Origin of the sequence: Neobacillus dielmonensis (genome assembly GCF_000612665.1) — a bacterium.
Classification (GTDB): Bacteria; Bacillota; Bacilli; order Bacillales; family Cytobacillaceae; genus Neobacillus; species Neobacillus dielmonensis.
In genome coordinates this window covers 41,768-58,767 of the sequence record NZ_HG942027.1, presented here as the reverse complement: position 1 = coordinate 58,767, position 17,000 = coordinate 41,768, and the positions used below count along the sequence as shown (strand labels likewise).

15 protein-coding genes and 1 pseudogene are annotated in these 17,000 nt (G+C 41.2%); 2 read left to right on the top strand and 14 right to left on the bottom strand.

Going from position 1 to position 17,000, the window contains the following annotated elements:
* Positions 1–144: 144 nt before the first annotated feature.
* A complete protein-coding gene (locus tag BN2425_RS02115; protein ID WP_042454535.1) occupies positions 145–1,062 on the bottom strand; it encodes a pseudouridine-5'-phosphate glycosidase in 918 nt (305 codons plus the stop codon).
* Positions 1,059–2,156 (bottom strand): carbohydrate kinase, encoded by a 1,098-nt coding sequence (locus BN2425_RS02110; protein ID WP_154663443.1) that lies wholly within the window; start codon positions 2,154–2,156, stop codon positions 1,059–1,061. The genes BN2425_RS02115 and BN2425_RS02110 overlap by 4 nt, the downstream gene beginning before the upstream one ends.
* Positions 2,157–2,417: 261 nt before the next feature.
* Between BN2425_RS02110 and BN2425_RS02105 the strand changes: the two genes are divergently transcribed.
* Together BN2425_RS02105 and BN2425_RS02100 are read left to right on the top strand one after the other, a co-directional pair.
* Complete coding sequence (locus tag BN2425_RS02105; RefSeq protein ID WP_042454532.1) at positions 2,418–2,930, top strand: DinB family protein; 513 nt, start codon at positions 2,418–2,420, stop codon at positions 2,928–2,930.
* A 280-nt stretch (positions 2,931–3,210) separates the two neighbouring features.
* The gene (locus BN2425_RS02100; RefSeq protein WP_042454530.1) at positions 3,211–3,747 is read left to right on the top strand and encodes a ribonuclease H-like YkuK family protein; all 537 of its coding nucleotides are present in this window, start codon (positions 3,211–3,213) and stop codon (positions 3,745–3,747) included.
* Positions 3,748–3,979: 232 nt separating this feature from the next.
* Here the strand turns inward: BN2425_RS02100 and BN2425_RS02095 are convergent, their stop codons facing one another.
* From BN2425_RS02095 to BN2425_RS02040, 12 genes and pseudogenes are all read right to left on the bottom strand, one after another.
* On the bottom strand, positions 3,980–4,282 hold the full coding sequence (locus BN2425_RS02095; RefSeq protein ID WP_042454528.1) for an antibiotic biosynthesis monooxygenase family protein: 303 nt from the start codon (positions 4,280–4,282) through the stop codon (positions 3,980–3,982).
* Positions 4,283–4,342: 60 nt separating this feature from the next.
* Positions 4,343–5,287: a siderophore ABC transporter substrate-binding protein gene (locus BN2425_RS02090; protein WP_042454526.1), complete on the bottom strand. Its 945-nt coding sequence runs from the start codon at positions 5,285–5,287 to the stop codon at positions 4,343–4,345.
* Between the two features lie 26 nt (positions 5,288–5,313).
* Positions 5,314–6,075 (bottom strand): iron ABC transporter ATP-binding protein, encoded by a 762-nt coding sequence (locus tag BN2425_RS02085; protein WP_042454524.1) that lies wholly within the window; start codon positions 6,073–6,075, stop codon positions 5,314–5,316.
* Complete coding sequence (locus BN2425_RS02080) at positions 6,072–7,022, bottom strand: iron chelate uptake ABC transporter family permease subunit (protein ID WP_042454522.1); 951 nt, start codon at positions 7,020–7,022, stop codon at positions 6,072–6,074. Before BN2425_RS02080 ends, BN2425_RS02085 begins: the two co-directional genes overlap by 4 nt.
* Positions 7,015–7,965 carry an ABC transporter permease gene (locus BN2425_RS02075; RefSeq protein WP_042454551.1) on the bottom strand — a complete coding sequence of 317 codons (951 nt, stop codon included), beginning with the start codon at positions 7,963–7,965 and terminating at the stop codon, positions 7,015–7,017. The genes BN2425_RS02080 and BN2425_RS02075 overlap by 8 nt, the downstream gene beginning before the upstream one ends.
* A gap of 227 nt (positions 7,966–8,192) precedes the next feature.
* On the bottom strand, positions 8,193–9,197 hold the full coding sequence (locus BN2425_RS02070) for a DUF418 domain-containing protein (RefSeq protein WP_042454521.1): 1,005 nt from the start codon (positions 9,195–9,197) through the stop codon (positions 8,193–8,195).
* Positions 9,198–9,249: 52 nt separating this feature from the next.
* Positions 9,250–10,629 carry a DUF4910 domain-containing protein gene (locus BN2425_RS02065; protein WP_042454519.1) on the bottom strand — a complete coding sequence of 460 codons (1,380 nt, stop codon included), beginning with the start codon at positions 10,627–10,629 and terminating at the stop codon, positions 9,250–9,252.
* A gap of 487 nt (positions 10,630–11,116) precedes the next feature.
* Positions 11,117–11,725: an SAM-dependent methyltransferase gene (locus tag BN2425_RS02060; protein ID WP_042454517.1), complete on the bottom strand. Its 609-nt coding sequence runs from the start codon at positions 11,723–11,725 to the stop codon at positions 11,117–11,119.
* Positions 11,726–11,951: 226 nt separating this feature from the next.
* Positions 11,952–13,391, bottom strand: a pseudogene (gene nagE, locus BN2425_RS02055) (N-acetylglucosamine-specific PTS transporter subunit IIBC).
* Between the two features lie 431 nt (positions 13,392–13,822).
* The gene (locus tag BN2425_RS02050) at positions 13,823–14,941 is read right to left on the bottom strand and encodes a DUF1648 domain-containing protein (protein WP_052352751.1); all 1,119 of its coding nucleotides are present in this window, start codon (positions 14,939–14,941) and stop codon (positions 13,823–13,825) included.
* Complete coding sequence (locus BN2425_RS02045; protein ID WP_042454514.1) at positions 14,941–15,327, bottom strand: GntR family transcriptional regulator; 387 nt, start codon at positions 15,325–15,327, stop codon at positions 14,941–14,943. The genes BN2425_RS02050 and BN2425_RS02045 overlap by 1 nt, the downstream gene beginning before the upstream one ends.
* Positions 15,328–15,571: 244 nt before the next feature.
* Positions 15,572–16,951: an RsmF rRNA methyltransferase first C-terminal domain-containing protein gene (locus BN2425_RS02040; RefSeq protein ID WP_195891885.1), complete on the bottom strand. Its 1,380-nt coding sequence runs from the start codon at positions 16,949–16,951 to the stop codon at positions 15,572–15,574.
* Between the last annotated feature and the right edge of the window lie 49 nt (positions 16,952–17,000).

Here is a 17,000-nt window from a genome sequence, read left to right as displayed (position 1 = left end):
CCTCATTAATAATCTATTGTGTAATGATATTAAATCATATTAACGCGGTGAACTGATAAAGTAATTAGATGTAATAAGAGGCTGCCGAAGGGTTTTTCGACAGCCTGAGGACAGAGAAAAAATCTCTGTCCTTTTGCATAATTATTATTTATTTAGTAAATCCAAGCTAACTGCAATTTTTGCTCCCAATACGGCATTGTTTTTAACAAGTGCGATATTGGACTCCAAGCTTTTTCCGCCGGTCAGTTCTTTAACCTTTGCCAGCAAGAACGGGGTGACGTCTTTCCCCTTAATATGCTGCTCTTCGGCTTCCTTCAAAGCTTGTTCAATCACATTGTTGATGGTTGCTTCATCCATGGCATCTTCTTCAGGGATTGGGTTGGCAATGATGGCGCCACCCTTGATATTTAAATCCCATTTTGCTTTCAATGTCGATGCAATTGTCTCGGCATCATCAACACGGAAGTTGACATTAAATTGGCTTGAACGTGTATAAAAGGCAGGAAGCACATCTGTTTGATAGCCCATGACCGGAACACCTTTGGTTTCAAGGTATTCCATCGTTAAACCTAAATCTAGAATTGACTTTGCCCCTGCACAAATGACTGCTACATTGGTTTGAGCCAATTCTTCCAAATCAGCTGAAATATCCATTGAAGTTTCAGCACCGCGGTGTACCCCGCCGATCCCGCCAGTTACAAATACTTGGATTCCTGCAAGTTCTGCACAAATCATCGTTGCGGCAACCGTAGTAGCACCCTTTTTCTTGGTAGCCAGCAAGTAAGCCAAGTCACGACGGGATGCCTTTGCCACATCTGTGCTTTGACCAAACATTTCAAGTTCCTCATCTGATAAGCCAATTTTAATTTTTCCATCAAGAATGGCAATGGTAGCTGGCACTGCTCCGAGGTCACGAATGATTTGCTCGACTTCACGGGCAGTTTGGACATTTTGCGGATACGGCATACCGTGTGAAATAATTGTCGATTCTAAAGCAACGACCGGCTTGCCTTGTTCTTGTGCTGCACGTACTTCTTCTGATAAGGTAATATATTGTTTCATGATAGTTCCTCCATGTCTTTATATAATTGTGCTGCTGTTAAATCTTGACGAACAGTAAAAGCTGATTGCAAGGTTTTGGCTGCATTAACCGTCCCCGCTTGGGCAATTTCCTTTAGATTTTTTCCCTCTAACCAGGAAAAGATTGCTGCCGCCGAAAAAGCATCACCTGCTCCTGTCACATCCACGACTTCCTGAATTTCTACTGCAGGTATATGGAGAATACCCTCTTGCCGATTCCCAATCATTGCCCCGTTTTTGCCATTGGTGACTACCACGTTTGAAATTCCAAGAGAAAGCCATTTTTCCACTACATTTTCCCACTCGTCCTGATTGGCTATTTCGCAGTCAAAATAGGTTTCCGACTCATCACGGTTGGCAATTAACCAGGTTACTCCATTTAAATCATCTGGCAGGCGATTCATTTTTGGAGAAGAAACTGGGATTAGAACCAATGGTCGTTCATGCTTTTGGGCAAAGTAGGTTAAATATTGGAGCGTATCTTTTGGGCAATTTAAATCAGCCACAATGCATCTTGCCAGGCTCAATAAAGTTTCCTGCTTGATCAACAGCTCTGGTGTAATCGTTTCGTAAACTTCCATATCGGCAAGGGCAATTAACAATTCCCCATCATTGTCTAACACTGCTGTATAAGACCCGGTGGACATCCCATTAAATTTGGTGACTTGATCTAAATTCATATAAAGGGAAGATGCTTCTTCAATAAATGACCAGTCACTATCTGCCCCACATGCGGTTAGTAAAGTCACATCCATGCCGAGCCTGCCTAGATTTTCAGAAATGTTTCTAGCCACTCCTCCTACACTTTGCGAAGAGCTTATTGGGTTCGAGGTGCCTAGCAGCGCTTTATTTTTAACCTGTAGTTTTCTGTCTAAATTAGCTCCACCGATACAAATGATTTGCTGTGAACCATTTACTATATAAGCTCTGCCGACGATATAACCTTTTTTTGTCAGCTTGGAGATAATATTGGCAACCGAGGGCCTTGATAGGCCAACAGCTTCGGCCAGTTCCTGCTGAGAGATATAGGGGTTCTTGCAAATTAAATCAAAAATCACCTGTTCCTTATCTGTCATCTCATTTGACAAGCTCTTCTCCCCTCGCAACAAACAATTGTTTTTAATATAAACATCTGTTTATATTATACGCTTTCATTATACCTTTGGTCAACTCTATCTATTTACCTTGGACAAAAGATTTAGGAAAAATTCATTCTTGTCTATGGAATAGTGTCTGAAGGCCATATCCGTCAAATGCTTAACAAAAAAAGGAATACTTTCTGTGTGGACGAATATAAAATTAGGGACTATGGATTTAGTACTGAAGGAGGTATCTAGATGGTCCGTCTAGAAACAATGCGGGAAAAATTGGCGGAAACGCGTTTTTTATTATTAAAAGAAATTAGTGCTTTTACGGATGAAAGACTAAACACATCTGTACCTAATTCTTGGAGTGTTGGACAAATATGCCACCACTTGTATTTAGCCGAAATCGTATTTACCAAAGCTATTATGTATGGACTTGCCAAAAATTCTGATCAAGATTCGCTGCCAAAACAACAGCCATTACATATCCTCACTGACCGGTCGGTTAAAATTGAAGCTCCCGATGTCGTGGCACCCAGTTCAGGACCCTTCACTAGAAAAAAAATTACACGAATGCTCGAAGAATCAAGGGAAAAGCTGCTGGATGCCCTTAACAATGTTGAGGATGAACTTGTGTTAAGCGTCAAAGCCGCCAAACATCCCTTCCTTGGCAACCTGCCTCTTAATCAATGGGTTGAAACCGTTTATTTACACGAACAACGACATATTAGTCAAATCCGTGAAATAAAGACCTCAATCCTTTAAAAATGCATCCTTGTCAGGCACCCAGCCAGATCTTGCAGGAAATTATGGTGCCTGACACCATTGTTAAGAGTCCATAAAGTTATACAAAAATATTCATAACAGGGCGGTGCTTATAATATGGTTTAACAAAGCATGTGCCAGAGTATTTCTTAGCCTAGACGGTTAGGACAGTCAATAAATAGTTCTATTACTGCACGCATGTACTATTCCTTCCATAAGATAACAGTAAGAAATTAAGATGAATTTACTTCTCAGGAAGGGAAAGTTGTGGTGGTTTACGATGAAGAATCCCAGGCATTCTAGCCTTCATTTTCAAAATCTTCACGAAAAAGGAATTTCATTTGATCAGGTGATGGGGAGGATCCTCGAATTTATGCAAAATGATCCCCGCGGTAATTATCGATTAATGGTTGGGACGGATTCTCAGGTCCATAAAACTTACACCCGATTTATTACGGGAATTGTCATCCAGAATGTAGGAAAAGGGGTTTGGGCCTGTATTCGCAAAGTGGTGGTTCCCCGAAAGATGAATCACTTGCATGAGCGGATTTCGCTTGAACTTTCATTAACAGAAGAAATTGTATCATTATTTACGGACCAGCGAAAAAACGACATGATCAATATTGTCCTCCCTTATGTTTATCAAGGGGCCACTTTTACAATGGAAGGACATATTGACATCGGTTCTGGTAATCGTAACAAGACAAGCGAATTTGTCAAAGAAATGGTCGCAAGAATGGAATCGATGGGAGTGGAACCTAAGATCAAACCAGATGCCTTTGTTGCCTCCAGCTATGCCAACCGTTATACGAAATAAACAAGAGAGGTTTAAAAACAAAAAAACACACTTGAATTCAAGCGTGCTCTAACGTTAACAGCGGCCTATTATGAATCATACTGGATTAACGGCTGATTTCAAAGATTTACAACCTATTTTTCAGCATTTGCGTCCATTATCTAATCCTATACAACCTGTTTTCAGACCTTTACGACCTTTTTTTAGAACCTAGTTGGAACCAATCTCGACTCATTACTTTTTGCTGTACAAGTTAAACTCCCAAATAAACGTCCTGACTGGATTCAATCACATACTCGGGCTTGGCGTTCCCTTGTTTGGCCCTATGCCCGGCAATATGTTCAGGGCTCTTCTCCCAATTCTTCCAATCCTCTTCTGACTCCCAGCGCATCATCACCAACACTTCTTCATCACCGCGGCGAACTTTTTTGACAAGTATATCCCGGTCAATAAACCCAGGTTGCTGCTCGACAAGTCCGCCACGATTGGAAAACCGCTCCACGATTTGCTGTGAGTATCCCTCTTTTACGACAAATCTTTTTATTTGGCAGAACATTGCTCCTTCTCTCCTTATAAAAACAGCCAGGGGCAAGCCTGGCTGTCTGCAGTATTCTTTTTATAAAGCTGCTTCTATTTCGTCGGCCATCAACTTAAAGGATTTTAAGCCGCCACCACTTAGATACCAAGTATCTGGATCTAAATAGATAATTTTATCGTTTTTATAAGCATTTGTTTTCTCAACCAGCTCATTTTCAACGGCCTTTTTGGCACCGGCCTCTCCGCCCACAGCCACATTCCGGTCAATTACAAACAAAACATCAGGATTTTTTTCCATAATGTATTCAAACGTAACCGTTTGACCGTGAGTGGATACTTCAATATTTTTATCCGCAGCTCCAAAACCAAACACATCATGGATTAATCCAAACCGTGAATTGGGACCGTAGGCACTGATTTTCCCTTCATTAGCCAATACGATGAGAGCTTTCTGGCCATTTCCTTTAATATCGCTGCTTACTTCATCTGCTTTTGCTTTCACGTCTTTAAGTTCTGAAGCAACCTGGTCCTCTTTTCCGAAAATTTGACCAACCAACTTCATATTTTTCTCAAAAGAATCCATGTATTTCGTGTAATCGAAGTCAACATAAACAGTAGGGGCAATCTCAGCAAATTGATCATATAATTCCGCCTGACGAGCTGAGATAAAGATGATATCTGGCTGCAGCTTATGAATCGCTTCAAAGTCCGGTTCCTTCAAGCTTCCGACATTGGTATATTTTTTTGGATCCGCATATTCTTTCAAATAAGGAGGAACTACTGCTTGCGGAACACCCGTTACTTTAATCCCTAATTCATCAAGTGTGTCTAAAATACCAAAATCAAACACAACCACTTTTTTGGGATTTTTCTTTACCGTAACCTTTCCATATTTATGGGTAATGGAAATCGTATCTTTGCCCGCTCCAGAAGTTTTGTCCGTTTGTGCTTCATCCTTAGAGCCGCATGCGGCTAACACCAGAATGATGGAAAAAAGAATACTAAGTAAACTCCATTTTTTCATCGTTCTTCTCCCCCTAAAAAGGTTTCTTATGAATTAAAGTACACGCATATTCGACATCCGCCCATTTGCTGAATCGGAATATCCATGTCATAAATTTCTTTTAACGCATCGGATTGGATAATTTGCTCGGTAGGGCCATCCTTGACGACCCGCCCATCCTTCATCGCTACAATCCAGTCCGAGTAAACCGAGGCAAAGTTGATATCGTGCAGCACGATAACCACGGTTTTTCCCAATTCATCCACTAAACGGCGAAGAATCTTCATAATTTGAACAGAATGCTTCATATCTAAATTATTCAACGGCTCATCCAGCAAAATATATTCGGTATCCTGGGCAATAACCATCGCAATAAATGCCCTCTGGCGCTGCCCGCCCGACAATTCATCTAAAAATTGGTCCTGCATATCAGTTAGCCCCATATATTCAAGCGACTGGTCTACAATCCGTTCATCTTCTTCAGTCAGCCGTCCTTTGGAATAAGGGAAGCGTCCGAAGGATACAAGTTCACGGATTGTCAGACGGACATTCATATAGTTGGACTGCTTTAAAATCGAAACTCGTTTCGCGAACTCATTTGATTTCATCTTCCGGACATCCGTTTGGTCCATCAGCACATCACCTGTGTCTGCGTCTAAGAGCCGGCTTACCATTGACAATAAGGTGGATTTTCCTGCTCCGTTCGGCCCGATAAACGAAGTGATTTTTCGCGGCTGGATCGTAACCGAAATATCTTCTACAACCGCTTTTTTTCCGTAAAACTTTGATAGTGACTTCACTTCAATCATGCCTTTTTCCTCTCCTTCAACAGTAAATAGATGAAATACACACCGCCAATAAAATTAATGATAACACTAAGTGTCGTGGAAAAGCTGAACACCCGCTCGACCACCCACTGGCCGCCGACTAAAGCAATGACACTCATCACGACAGCCCCGCTAATCAGAACTTTATGTTTATAGGTTTTGAAAAATTGATAAGATAGATTCGCAACAATCAATCCAAAAAACGTAATCGGACCAACGAGTGCCGTTGAGATGGATATAAAAATAGCTGTCACAATCAGCATCTGCTTCACAACGGAATCGTATGGAACCCCTAAATTAATGGCCGTCTCCCGGCCGAGTGACAAGACATCCAAATATTTAACTAACCGCCAGGCATAAATAATGACCCCAACAACGATCACCAATGCCAGCCAGACTAAATCGGCGTTGATATTATTAAAGCTGGCAAACATCCTGTCTTGGACAATTTGAAATTCATTTGGATCAATCAGCACCTGAAAGAACGTCGAAAAGCTTGTAAAAAACGTTCCGATAATAATTCCAACCAGCAGCAAAAAGTAAATCTGCTGATCTCCTCTTTTAAATAAAAATTTATAAAGCAGCATCGCGAAGACCATCATCGCTGCTACTGAGATTAAAAAATTGATTTGCTTATTGGCAGACACCATATGATCTGATCCCAAGAAAAAGATAATTAAGGTTTGGATCAGCATATAAAGGGCGTCCAATCCCATAATGCTTGGCGTTAGTATCCGGTTGTGAGTAATGGTTTGAAACACCACTGTTGCATAAGCAATCGTAAAACCGGTAATGACCATAGCAATCACTTTAATCGCCCGGCGCGGCAGGGCATAATCAAAGCTGCCATTTAAATCGTGGAACAGATATAGGACACAGCATCCGGCGGCTACAAGAGCTAGAATCATCATTTTTATTGAGTTACGCATAAGCCTTCCTCCGGAACAATAAATATAAGAAAATTCCGCTTCCAATCACACCGACCATGAGACTGATGGAAATCTCATAAGGATAAATGATCAGCCTGCCCAAAATGTCGCAGATCAGAAGGAAAATAGCCCCGAGAAGAGCGGTATGCGGCAATGTTTTTTGCAAATGATCGCCTTTAAATATCGAAACAATATTCGGAATAATCAAGCCAAGAAATGGAATCATTCCCACCGTTAAAACGACTGTGACGGTAATTAGCGCAACTAGGATCAGCCCAATATTAACAATTCGTTTGTAGGCCAGCCCTAAGTTTTTAGAAAAATCCTCCCCCATCCCGGCAACGGTAAATCGGTTCGCATAAAAATACGCGATGATTAAAATAGGGATGCTTATGTAGAGCAATTCATATCTGCCTTTCATAACAGCCGAAAAATCACCCTGCAGCCATGCCGACATATTTTGAATCACATCCGCTTTGTAGGCAAAAAACGTTGTAACGGAGGATAAAATATTTCCAAACATCAAACCAACAAGCGGAATGAAAATGGCATCCTTAAATTTGATGCGGTCAAGAATTTGCATAAAAAGGAATGTTCCGGCAAGAGCAAATACTAATGCCACCAGCATCTTTTGCATCGTGGTCGCGTTTGCAAACAGCAGCATAGCGACGAGTATTCCTAATCTTGTGGCATCCAATGTTCCTGCAGTTGTCGGTGAAACAAATTTATTGCGGCTGAGCTGCTGCATAATTAAACCTGCTATGCTCATTCCGGCTCCCGCAAGCAAGATGGCCACCAGCCTTGGCAATCGGCTGATAAGGAAAATCTGTGTTTCCTCTGAATGGATATTCAATAAGTCAATCGGTGAGATCCGGCTGACTCCCACAAACAGTGATGTCGCAGATAGTACAAGTAAAGCCAACAGTAAGTATCTTTTCTTCATGGCTGTCCCCAACATTTCTATATTTCTAGCTTTTTTAATGACATTGAAAATCATTATCATTTACCTTTAATTTTGATTATAACACCCATATATAGATTGTTCAACGGCTAAATGAGAATTTCTTTCAATTAAACAATCAAGCTTTGGTCAGGTATTCTAAAATCCAAAGACATCTTCACCATTAGCATGCCCCATTTTTGCCAAAAAAATGAAAAGGCCAGCCCACGTTATGGCTGACCTCTTCGTATTTTAACTTTTCGGATTGGCAGAATTTCCAGGTAGGTAATCATCCGCCAAACCCATTCCAATGGACCAAAACGAAAATATCGGAGCCAAAGGACACTAAAGCTGAGCTGGATGATATAAATCACGATACATAAAGCAAGTGACTGCAAATAACCAATGTTCCCAGAAAGGTGAAAGACGCTTCCAGCAATTAATATATAGGCGGTCTGAGAAACATAATTAGTTAGCGCCAGCCGGCCATAGCTTTTTAATGGTGCAAATAATTTTTGAAAAAAACGCCTTCTAACCAGCCAGATTAACACACTGGCATAAAATGCGGACACAACTGGTCCAATCATGATTCCAGCCTCAAGGAACCGTTGGAAGGCCACATAGGTGTGCTCGACTTCTCGAGGGGCATAGTGATTCTGATACATGATTCCTGCACCACCTAAGGCAAACATAACCCCAATAAATCCAACAAGCTTTTTATCACTTATTTTTTCGAAAATATGATATTGGCCCGCAGCAATGCCAAGCAGCATCAACGGGATGACCATTAAGATCTTTATTGAAAAGTAGCTCAATATAATCAGCAGGCAGAAACCGACGAACAGGTTGATTTCTTTTGTTACTTTATAAAACGGTAATAAGAGTAAACCACACACAGCGTAAATGGTCAGGGCTTCTCCTGGGTGGAACTGGACGTGAATCAATCCAAAAATAAACAGTACTAGGATTCGGCGCAAAAATAAGATGTACCCATTCTTGCCTTTGGCAAACGCCCGAGACAAAAATAGATAAAACCCGGTCCCGAATAGGAAGGTGAAAATTGTATAAAAGCGGCCCTCCACAAACAGGTACAGAAACCGCCAATATACCGTATCAGCGGTATCATCCACTAGGGGTTCCAGCGACAACAAAGAGATGACGTTGACAAGGACGATCCCCATGAGTGCAAATCCCCGCAAATAATCTAGGACATCGATTCGTTTGTTTTCTTCCATTAAATTCACACCTTACAGTCCGGCTAATATCGTTATCTTTATTCTATCAAAATTAGTCGAGGTTGCGGTTTTCAAATGGATAGTCAACGGTTGCTTGAATAACTTTGTCTTTTGAAATAGCGGGTGTACTTGGATCAGCAATTCTATAAACGCTGTCCTCAATAATTTCAACCGTTTGTTTTAGCTTTTCCTTACTGATTTTATCAATCGTATCGGTCGGCTTATGATAATCGGGTTCAGCTGGGGCGTGCATAAATAATGCTGTCGGAATCCCCACTTGGTGAAACGGTTCATGATCGCTTCGTCCCGATTTCCCATATGGAATGGCTTTTGAAAAAATTTGTTTCGAAACGGCTGCGCTAAGGTCAGTGACCAGATTTTTTCTTCCATCTAGTGTATACATAATTAAACCGCCTACAGGATGGTTACGGCCAGCGTTTTTCGACCCAATCATGTCCATTTGAAAATGCGCTTTAATCCGGCTGATTTCCTTCTTAGGAAGATGGTCTACATAATAAGTTGAACCAATTAGTCCGCGTTCTTCGGAACCGAAAGTAAGAAACCGCAGCTCGGTATCTATGGGTGTTTTGGCCAAAAGCTTAGCTAATTCAAGTACAGCTGAGACTCCGGAGGCATCATCATTGGCACCTGGGGCCTCTGGAACGGAATCATGATGGGCTCCAATCGTGACAATTTCACCTGTATCCTGGTCTTTATCCGGTTTACGTGAGGCGATGACATTATAGGATTCTTTTTTTATTTTTGCGATATCCACATCCAGTTCTGCATTCATTGGCGTGTTTTTTAATTGCTCCACTAGTTTTAACCCTGCTGCCTTGGAGATTGCCACAGCTGGGAATGTAGTATTTTCTGGCATTTGTCCGGGCACAATCCCGTCTGGGCTGTTATTAAACATGATGACGCCGATGGCTCCCCCGTCAATGAGATTTTGGACTTTTTCCACAAAGGGAATATCGCCTCTCTCAACAAGAGCGATTTTTCCTTTAACCTCTACATTAATATTTGATTTTTTTGCCTTGCCGGCAAATATCAGGGGTGCGGAAACCATTCCTGAAGCATCCCCGACAAACGGTTCTGGCGTTTCGTTTAAGGACGTCCCGTTTATTTTGACGGATACTTTGTTGGTTTTATAGTTATAAATAGGGAACGGTTGAATTTCTGTATCATATCCTAAGCTTTTAAATTGTTTTTCTATATACTTGACGGCTCTCAGTTCACCCTCTGTTCCTGCTTCCCGCGGCTGTTGCGATAGGTATTCAACGGTCTTGTACATCGCATCGGCATCCGGCGTGCGAAGTGTTGCGGATTTTTGCTGTTGTTCCTGATGATTGGCACTCGAATGGGCGTAAGCTGCCCCAGCAGATAAAATGGTTCCTACGGTCAATAGGGCGATCACGGTTTTGCGTTGCAAATAGCATTCCCCCAGTATTTTGGCGATAAAAAATTAGAGATTTTGCTATTTTAGCACATAAATTAACACATTTTCCATAATATCTCTATTTGACGCTGATTTATACTGGTCTGCCTCAGTTACCAACACTCCTATTTTTCCAATTTTTGAATTGACAGCCCCTCTCAATGACTATCTGATTAATTTTTTATCCTTTCCGGGTACTGACAACCTATCTCAAGACCATTTTTGACCCAGTCTGGGGATTGAAAGCCATTTCAGTGGTACACAAATAAAAAAGGATAACCATGAAAGAATTCACGATTACCCAATAGATAAACTCAATTCACCTACACTGGCTGTCCAACTGGCAGCAGCATCATGCTTATACCAATGAAGGCTTTTTAGAACATACGGGGTTTGCCAACCTCTCAACAGTGAGATCTCCTTGGAAAAATAGTTCGCTAATATCCGCCAATAGAGAAACAAACGTAAGACACCCCGCCTCTTATGACTTCAATCGATAAATCAAAAATCTTTCATTTGGATTATGCTGATACATATACGGAACCTGAATCTCTTTTTCACAATCGAACGCCGTATAACTTTCTAAATGATAGATATAATCCTCTGAGGGATAGTATAAAATCAGACTAATATCACGGGGATATTGCTCCACTGATACCAAGATATTGTTCATTACTTTCTGGAACACTTGTACCGAAAACGGATTAAAAAAGTAAAAACAGTTATCCTGCGGGTTGATGGGATAGTCTTGGGCCAAGCAGTTCAAAAAATGAAGTTTGTCCGCCCGATTTTTTGTTTTTTTCAGATAGCTGGTTTGGTTCGCCAGCGCACGCTCCAGGAGTTCTTCACTCATTTCAATGCCAATCACCGTGGCATGAAAAAAATAGTGAATATAGAAGTTTAGCCTCCCTTTCCCGCAGCCAAAATCCACCACTCGGTCATTGCTATTCAGTTGAAAATGCCGGAATAACTCCTCCAATCCACTATAGGGAGTTGGCTCATAGCGGTGGTTATGCAAGGACTTGTGAAAGCCCTGCTGCTCGTCTCTTGTTTTTATATTCAGCAATTTATCATAATAATGTTCTTTCATGGATAGCTCCTATCATTGTATACCTTCTAAGTTCACAGAGTAGTAGAGAGTCTGAAAAAATGACATTACCGAATACTCTCATTAAATATGATACGCCTAAGCCAGCGACTCATCCAAACATTCTAATCGTATATTATCATGATCCCAACAACGCTATTTTTTTCATTCCACAACACAAGGAAACACCCCAGTATGTCAATCACTGGGGTGTTTCTCTATTTATGCATTACTTTTTATGGATTTTCGCCATTTCATCAGCCACAAATTGGACGTTCGTCCCAACAATGACTTGAATACTGTGTTCCCCGAAAATCTTGATGCCAGGAACCCCAGTCGACTTGATTTTCTTCTGGTCCACTGCATTCATGTCTTTTACTTCCAATCTTAGGCGAGTAACACAGTTGTCAATGGAAGTAACGTTAGGCGCCGCCTAATCCTTCGTAAATGGTGGCAGCCATGGCTGTAAATTTACTTTGGCCAGCAGGTACTGCTGTTTCTGTTTCTTCTTCATCTTCCTCGCGTCCAGGAGTCATCAGGTTAAACTTGACGATAATAAACCGGAACAGGAAGTAATAGATAACCGCAAATACTAAGCCTTGCACAAGCAGCATGTACGGTCTGTTAGCAAGTGGAAGTCCTGAACTTAACCCAAAGTCGATTAAGCCAGCACTAAAACCAAAGCCTGCTGTCCAGTGGAAAGCAGCTGCAATCGTTAAAGATATACCAGTTAAGGTTGCATGAACAAGATATAACATGGGAGCAACGAACATGAAGGCAAACTCAATGGGTTCGGTAACCCCAGTGAGGAAGGCTGCAAAACCAGCTGCTAACATTAGCGAGGCGACTTGTTTTTTCTTTTTGTCCTTTGCGGTATGAACCATGGCCAGCGCAGCAGCAGGTAGACCAAACATCATCACGGGGAAAAATCCGGCCTGATACATTCCAGTTGTCCCTTTTACCCCTTTTCCTGACCAGAATTTTCCGATATCGTCTATTCCGGCAACATCAAACCAGAATACGGAGTTTAGAGCATGGTGCAAACCGGTTGGAATTAGCAAACGGTTGAAGAAGCCATATAACCCTGCACCAATGGCACCAAGTTCAGCAATCCCCTTACCAAAGGAACCTAATGCAGTATAAATGATTGGCCAAACAAAGAAAAGGATCGTAGAAACCACAATCATTGTTATAGCAGTCATAATTGGCACCAGACGCTTGCCGCTAAAGAAGGCAAGTGCATCCCTCAGTTTTACACGACTGAACCGGTTATACATCAGCGAAGCAACAATACCTGAAAGGATACCGACAAATGCGTTACCGATTTTAGCGAATGCCGGGTCGACTTTTTCTGGCTTGATTCCTTCCAACAAAGCAACTGAGTTCGTTGATAATAAGGTCGTAACCACGAGGAAAGCGACCAAGCCGCTAAGTGCGGAAGATCCATCTTTTTCTTTTGCCATCCCCAAGGCGACACCAACTGCAAATAGGATAGGAATATTGTCAATAATGGAACCGCCCGCTTTGATGAAGAAAGCAGCCAGTGAACTGTCAGCCCCCAGCCATAAGGGTCAATCCAGTATCCAATCCCCATCAAAATAGCGGCAGCCGGCAATACTGCCACAGGCAGCATCAACGAGCGGCCCAGTCTTTGAAGATACTTCTTCATTTTTAACTAATAAAAATAGAATAAAAGAATAATACCGGTAAAGTTCGAAAAAACCTCACTTCCTTTAAGTCTCACATAGCGAGAAACTCCTATTATTTTTGTTAAGCTTTCTTGGACAAGGAGATTGTATCCTGCAACAAGCTAAGATCATTTTCAAATTGACGTGTATTTAGAATTGTATTTTTCCTTTACTACTTATTTAATGACAAAAGATAGGAAGTTATTATTACAGTGCTGACCAAAGCAACAAAAAAAGCATGGGGGTCAATGGGGGTTTCGTTACCCTAGTCATTTACCGCCATGCCTGATGATATCAGTCACATGTGATCCATATTCGGTTGGATGGTATTTAATAATCCTTAAGGAACCGACTTAAAAACCGCCCATGCAATTGTGTAATGGAGTATTAGCTTGCTATTTTGTAGTAAGTTTTATAAAAGATATGGAATAATAATAATTAATATAATCGGAACACCTAGGATTAGATACCCAATTGGATTTGCAAAATTCATGGTAAAACCAATCCCAAAGCGCTTTTCTACAAAAACAGAGGGGTCGTTACGGTTAAAATAGAATAAACCGCCTTTCCAATACTGATCTTCATCCATACCTTGAACAAAATTTGAATTAGTGTCACCAACGATTTCAGTTCCTTCTAAATCTGAATCTACACTGCCAACCTTTACTGCTAGCCAAACGGAACCCCCTAGCACAATGACCAACAGACATATTGGCGCAAGCATCATTAGTAAATCATTAATGATATTTTCGTAGAGAATATTTAGTTGTAATACTGCAAACAGCAAAGTGATTAAAATATCAACTATAAATAGGAACCAACTAGTATATTTACGGAGATTTAATTGCCTTAATTCTGATGATTTAATATTTCCAGCATTTATTTTAATACCTGAGCGTTTTGTAAAAACATTTACTCCATAAAACATCAATTGCATCAGAACTAAGATTAATGGCATGCTCAACACGACCATCCAGCTTTTATCACTGAACGCATCCGCTTGACCAGTTGCACCCCAGTGTGTTGGAATTCGGCTAGGCAATTGTTCGTACAAATTCGCAGTTAATACAATTAAACCTAAAGAGATAATGATAGGAATGAGATAAACAAATGAAGCAAGCATTTCGTCTTTAGAACGGATTTTTAAATCAGCATAGTAGACTTGTTTTACCGTACCAAACCATTTTTCGGTTCTCTTTAGTTTTGTCATCTTAGAGTGAAAATAAAAATAAAGGGACATTCCAACTAATAAAATTATAAAAGGAAAAGTTATACCAACAAGAGCTAAGTTCGTCTCATTAAAATTGAATTCTTGAATCAGAAGGACCAAACCTGCTAAAACAGCAAGTGTAAAAATTCCAGTTATTATGGCATAAGACTTCTTATACCGGATCACTTGTGGATGTTTCACTTGTTCATAAGGAATCGAGACTCCAAAGACAACAGCACGTTTAGCAATAAACGGAATAAAGATTTGAAGCACACTTACAAAAAGAATAGTTAAAAAGAGAATAATAAATTCCATGTCCATTAAGACGATTCCTCCTTAATTTTTGAAATAATACTTGAAATTAACTGTTGGAAATCTGCTTCACTCAAACCATATACTAATCCCTCTGCAACAACTGGTCTTAAATCCTCAACTAAATTTTCATATTGTTGTTTCAGAGCATGCTTTTTTGCATCGGCAATGATTACTGCACCTTTTTTGGGCACAATTTTAATAATTCCCTTCGATTCAAGTTCATGATAACTTTTATTCACAGTATGCATATTGATTCCTAAATCGCCAGCCAATGCCCGTACTGAGGGCAAGGTGTCGCCCTTCGCTAGTTCTCCACGGACAATCGATTCAATGATCTGCGTACGAAGCTGTAAATATAATGGAACATTTGATTCAGAATCAAGGATAACCATTCAGGCACCTCCAACCTTTGTTCTACTTTCACTATAACAAATCTGTTCTACATTGTATATAACAAAGAGATATAATATTAAAAATAGGTATTTGGATATATTTACGGTATAAAGGATTGCGGTACGGTAAACTAAACCGGCTGAAGAAAAAAGGCTCACGCTCTTTTTGAGCGTGAACCCTTTAACAGATGTTGTACCTAGCTTAATTACTAATGATTATTTATCCTAGAAGTTGCGTTAATCTTCAAAGCACGCCCTTCCATCTTAACCCTTTCGGATAATGGTTTTTCAAGATTCCTCCGGATACTTTGCCCCATCCCAGTGAATAGCCATCCACTTCCACCAGGTACCATCCCTTCGGCCCTTCGACCGGTAAAGATTCGCCTTTCAAATAGGCGGTAAGTTCACGGGATTGACTACTCAAATTCCATTTATGGACTACCCGGTCCCCTGTTAATGCCAATGACAGTGCGTGGGAAGGCTCAAAGCGATTTTTTTTGATGGTGCCCAAATGCCAGCCTGGGCGGATGACCTTTAACTGATCGAGCGACAGCATTTCCTCCGGGATCAGGTACAATTGGTCACCGAACAATAGGTACTCCCCTTTGGGCTGTACCTTTAGCGTCTCATCGGCAAATTCCTGATAACTTTTTAGCAGCTTTTTGTCAGCCAGCGTTTTGGCATATTTCCGTTTGGCCGGTTCCTCTCCATCTCTTTTTTTCAATACGGCAATATAATGGCCTTCACCTTGAACCTGATGCGGCCAAATTCGAATCGTTTGGTCAATATCTGTTGGGGCATCCACTGCCCATTCCCGGCGTCCCTTGGCAAAGCCTTCATACGCTTGAATATGCTCGATTTCAAAATGTGGATTCTGATTTAAAAACTGACTGATGGTTCCCTCATTTTCTTCCGGTGAAAAAGTGCAGGTAGAATAGACCAGTCGGCCGCCTGGACGTAGCATGATGGCTGCTGATGCTAGAATATCCTGCTGCCGGACGGCGCAAACCTCCACATTTTCCGGACTCCATTCAGCGCATGCCTCAGGGTCTTTTCGGAACATTCCTTCCCCGGAACACGGTGCATCCACCATTATACGGTCAAAATAGGCAGGAAATCGTTGGGCTAGCCTGGCAGGTGCTTCATTTGTCACCACTGCATTGGTAATACCCATTCGCTCGACATTTTGCGAAAGAATCTTAGCCCGGGCGGGATGAATTTCATTGGTTAACAGAAACCCCTGCTGTTGCATTTTTTCAGCAATATGAGTAGTTTTCCCACCAGGGGCCGCACATAAATCAAGAACCCGCTCGCCTGGCTGGGGGTCGACCATTTCAGCTGCAGCCATCGCACTGGGCTCCTGAATATAGTACAATCCGGCATCATGGTATGGATGCTTTCCGGGACGATCCTCATCGCTATAATAAAATCCCTCTTTTACCCAAGGAATCTTTTTCAATGTAAACGGACTGATGTTTTGAAACTCCTCTAGTGATATCTTCAAAGTATTGATTCGAAGGCCTTGAGCACGGCTCTCCTCATAGCTTGCAATAAAATCATCATATTCTTCTTTTAAAAGGTCCTTTATTTTAATTAAAAATGGCTCTGGGAGCTGCAAAATCATTCACCTCAAACCTAGCATACGAACCGCAGACAGATGCGGCTTCGCTTGT

Bases quoted from the DNA above. Each gene is read 5' to 3' on its own strand.
- BN2425_RS02105 (WP_042454532.1), top strand. From the start codon at position 2,418: ATGGTCCGTCTAGAAACAATGCGGGAAAAATTGGCGGAAACGCGTTTT.
- BN2425_RS02085 (WP_042454524.1), bottom strand. From the start codon at position 6,075: ATGATTGAAGTGAAGTCACTATCAAAGTTTTACGGAAAAAAAGCGGTT.
- BN2425_RS02090 (WP_042454526.1), bottom strand. From the start codon at position 5,287: ATGAAAAAATGGAGTTTACTTAGTATTCTTTTTTCCATCATTCTGGTG.
- BN2425_RS02095 (WP_042454528.1), bottom strand. From the start codon at position 4,282: ATGTTCTGCCAAATAAAAAGATTTGTCGTAAAAGAGGGATACTCACAG.
- BN2425_RS02060 (WP_042454517.1), bottom strand. From the start codon at position 11,725: ATGAAAGAACATTATTATGATAAATTGCTGAATATAAAAACAAGAGAC.
- BN2425_RS02070 (WP_042454521.1), bottom strand. From the start codon at position 9,197: ATGGAAGAAAACAAACGAATCGATGTCCTAGATTATTTGCGGGGATTT.
- BN2425_RS02075 (WP_042454551.1), bottom strand. From the start codon at position 7,965: ATGAAGAAAAGATACTTACTGTTGGCTTTACTTGTACTATCTGCGACA.
- BN2425_RS02045 (WP_042454514.1), bottom strand. From the start codon at position 15,327: ATGGTTATCCTTGATTCTGAATCAAATGTTCCATTATATTTACAGCTT.
- BN2425_RS02100 (WP_042454530.1), top strand. From the start codon at position 3,211: ATGAAGAATCCCAGGCATTCTAGCCTTCATTTTCAAAATCTTCACGAA.
- BN2425_RS02110 (WP_154663443.1), bottom strand. From the start codon at position 2,156: ATGACAGATAAGGAACAGGTGATTTTTGATTTAATTTGCAAGAACCCC.
- BN2425_RS02040 (WP_195891885.1), bottom strand. From the start codon at position 16,951: ATGATTTTGCAGCTCCCAGAGCCATTTTTAATTAAAATAAAGGACCTT.
- BN2425_RS02115 (WP_042454535.1), bottom strand. From the start codon at position 1,062: ATGAAACAATATATTACCTTATCAGAAGAAGTACGTGCAGCACAAGAA.
- BN2425_RS02050 (WP_052352751.1), bottom strand. From the start codon at position 14,941: ATGGACATGGAATTTATTATTCTCTTTTTAACTATTCTTTTTGTAAGT.
- BN2425_RS02080 (WP_042454522.1), bottom strand. From the start codon at position 7,022: ATGCGTAACTCAATAAAAATGATGATTCTAGCTCTTGTAGCCGCCGGA.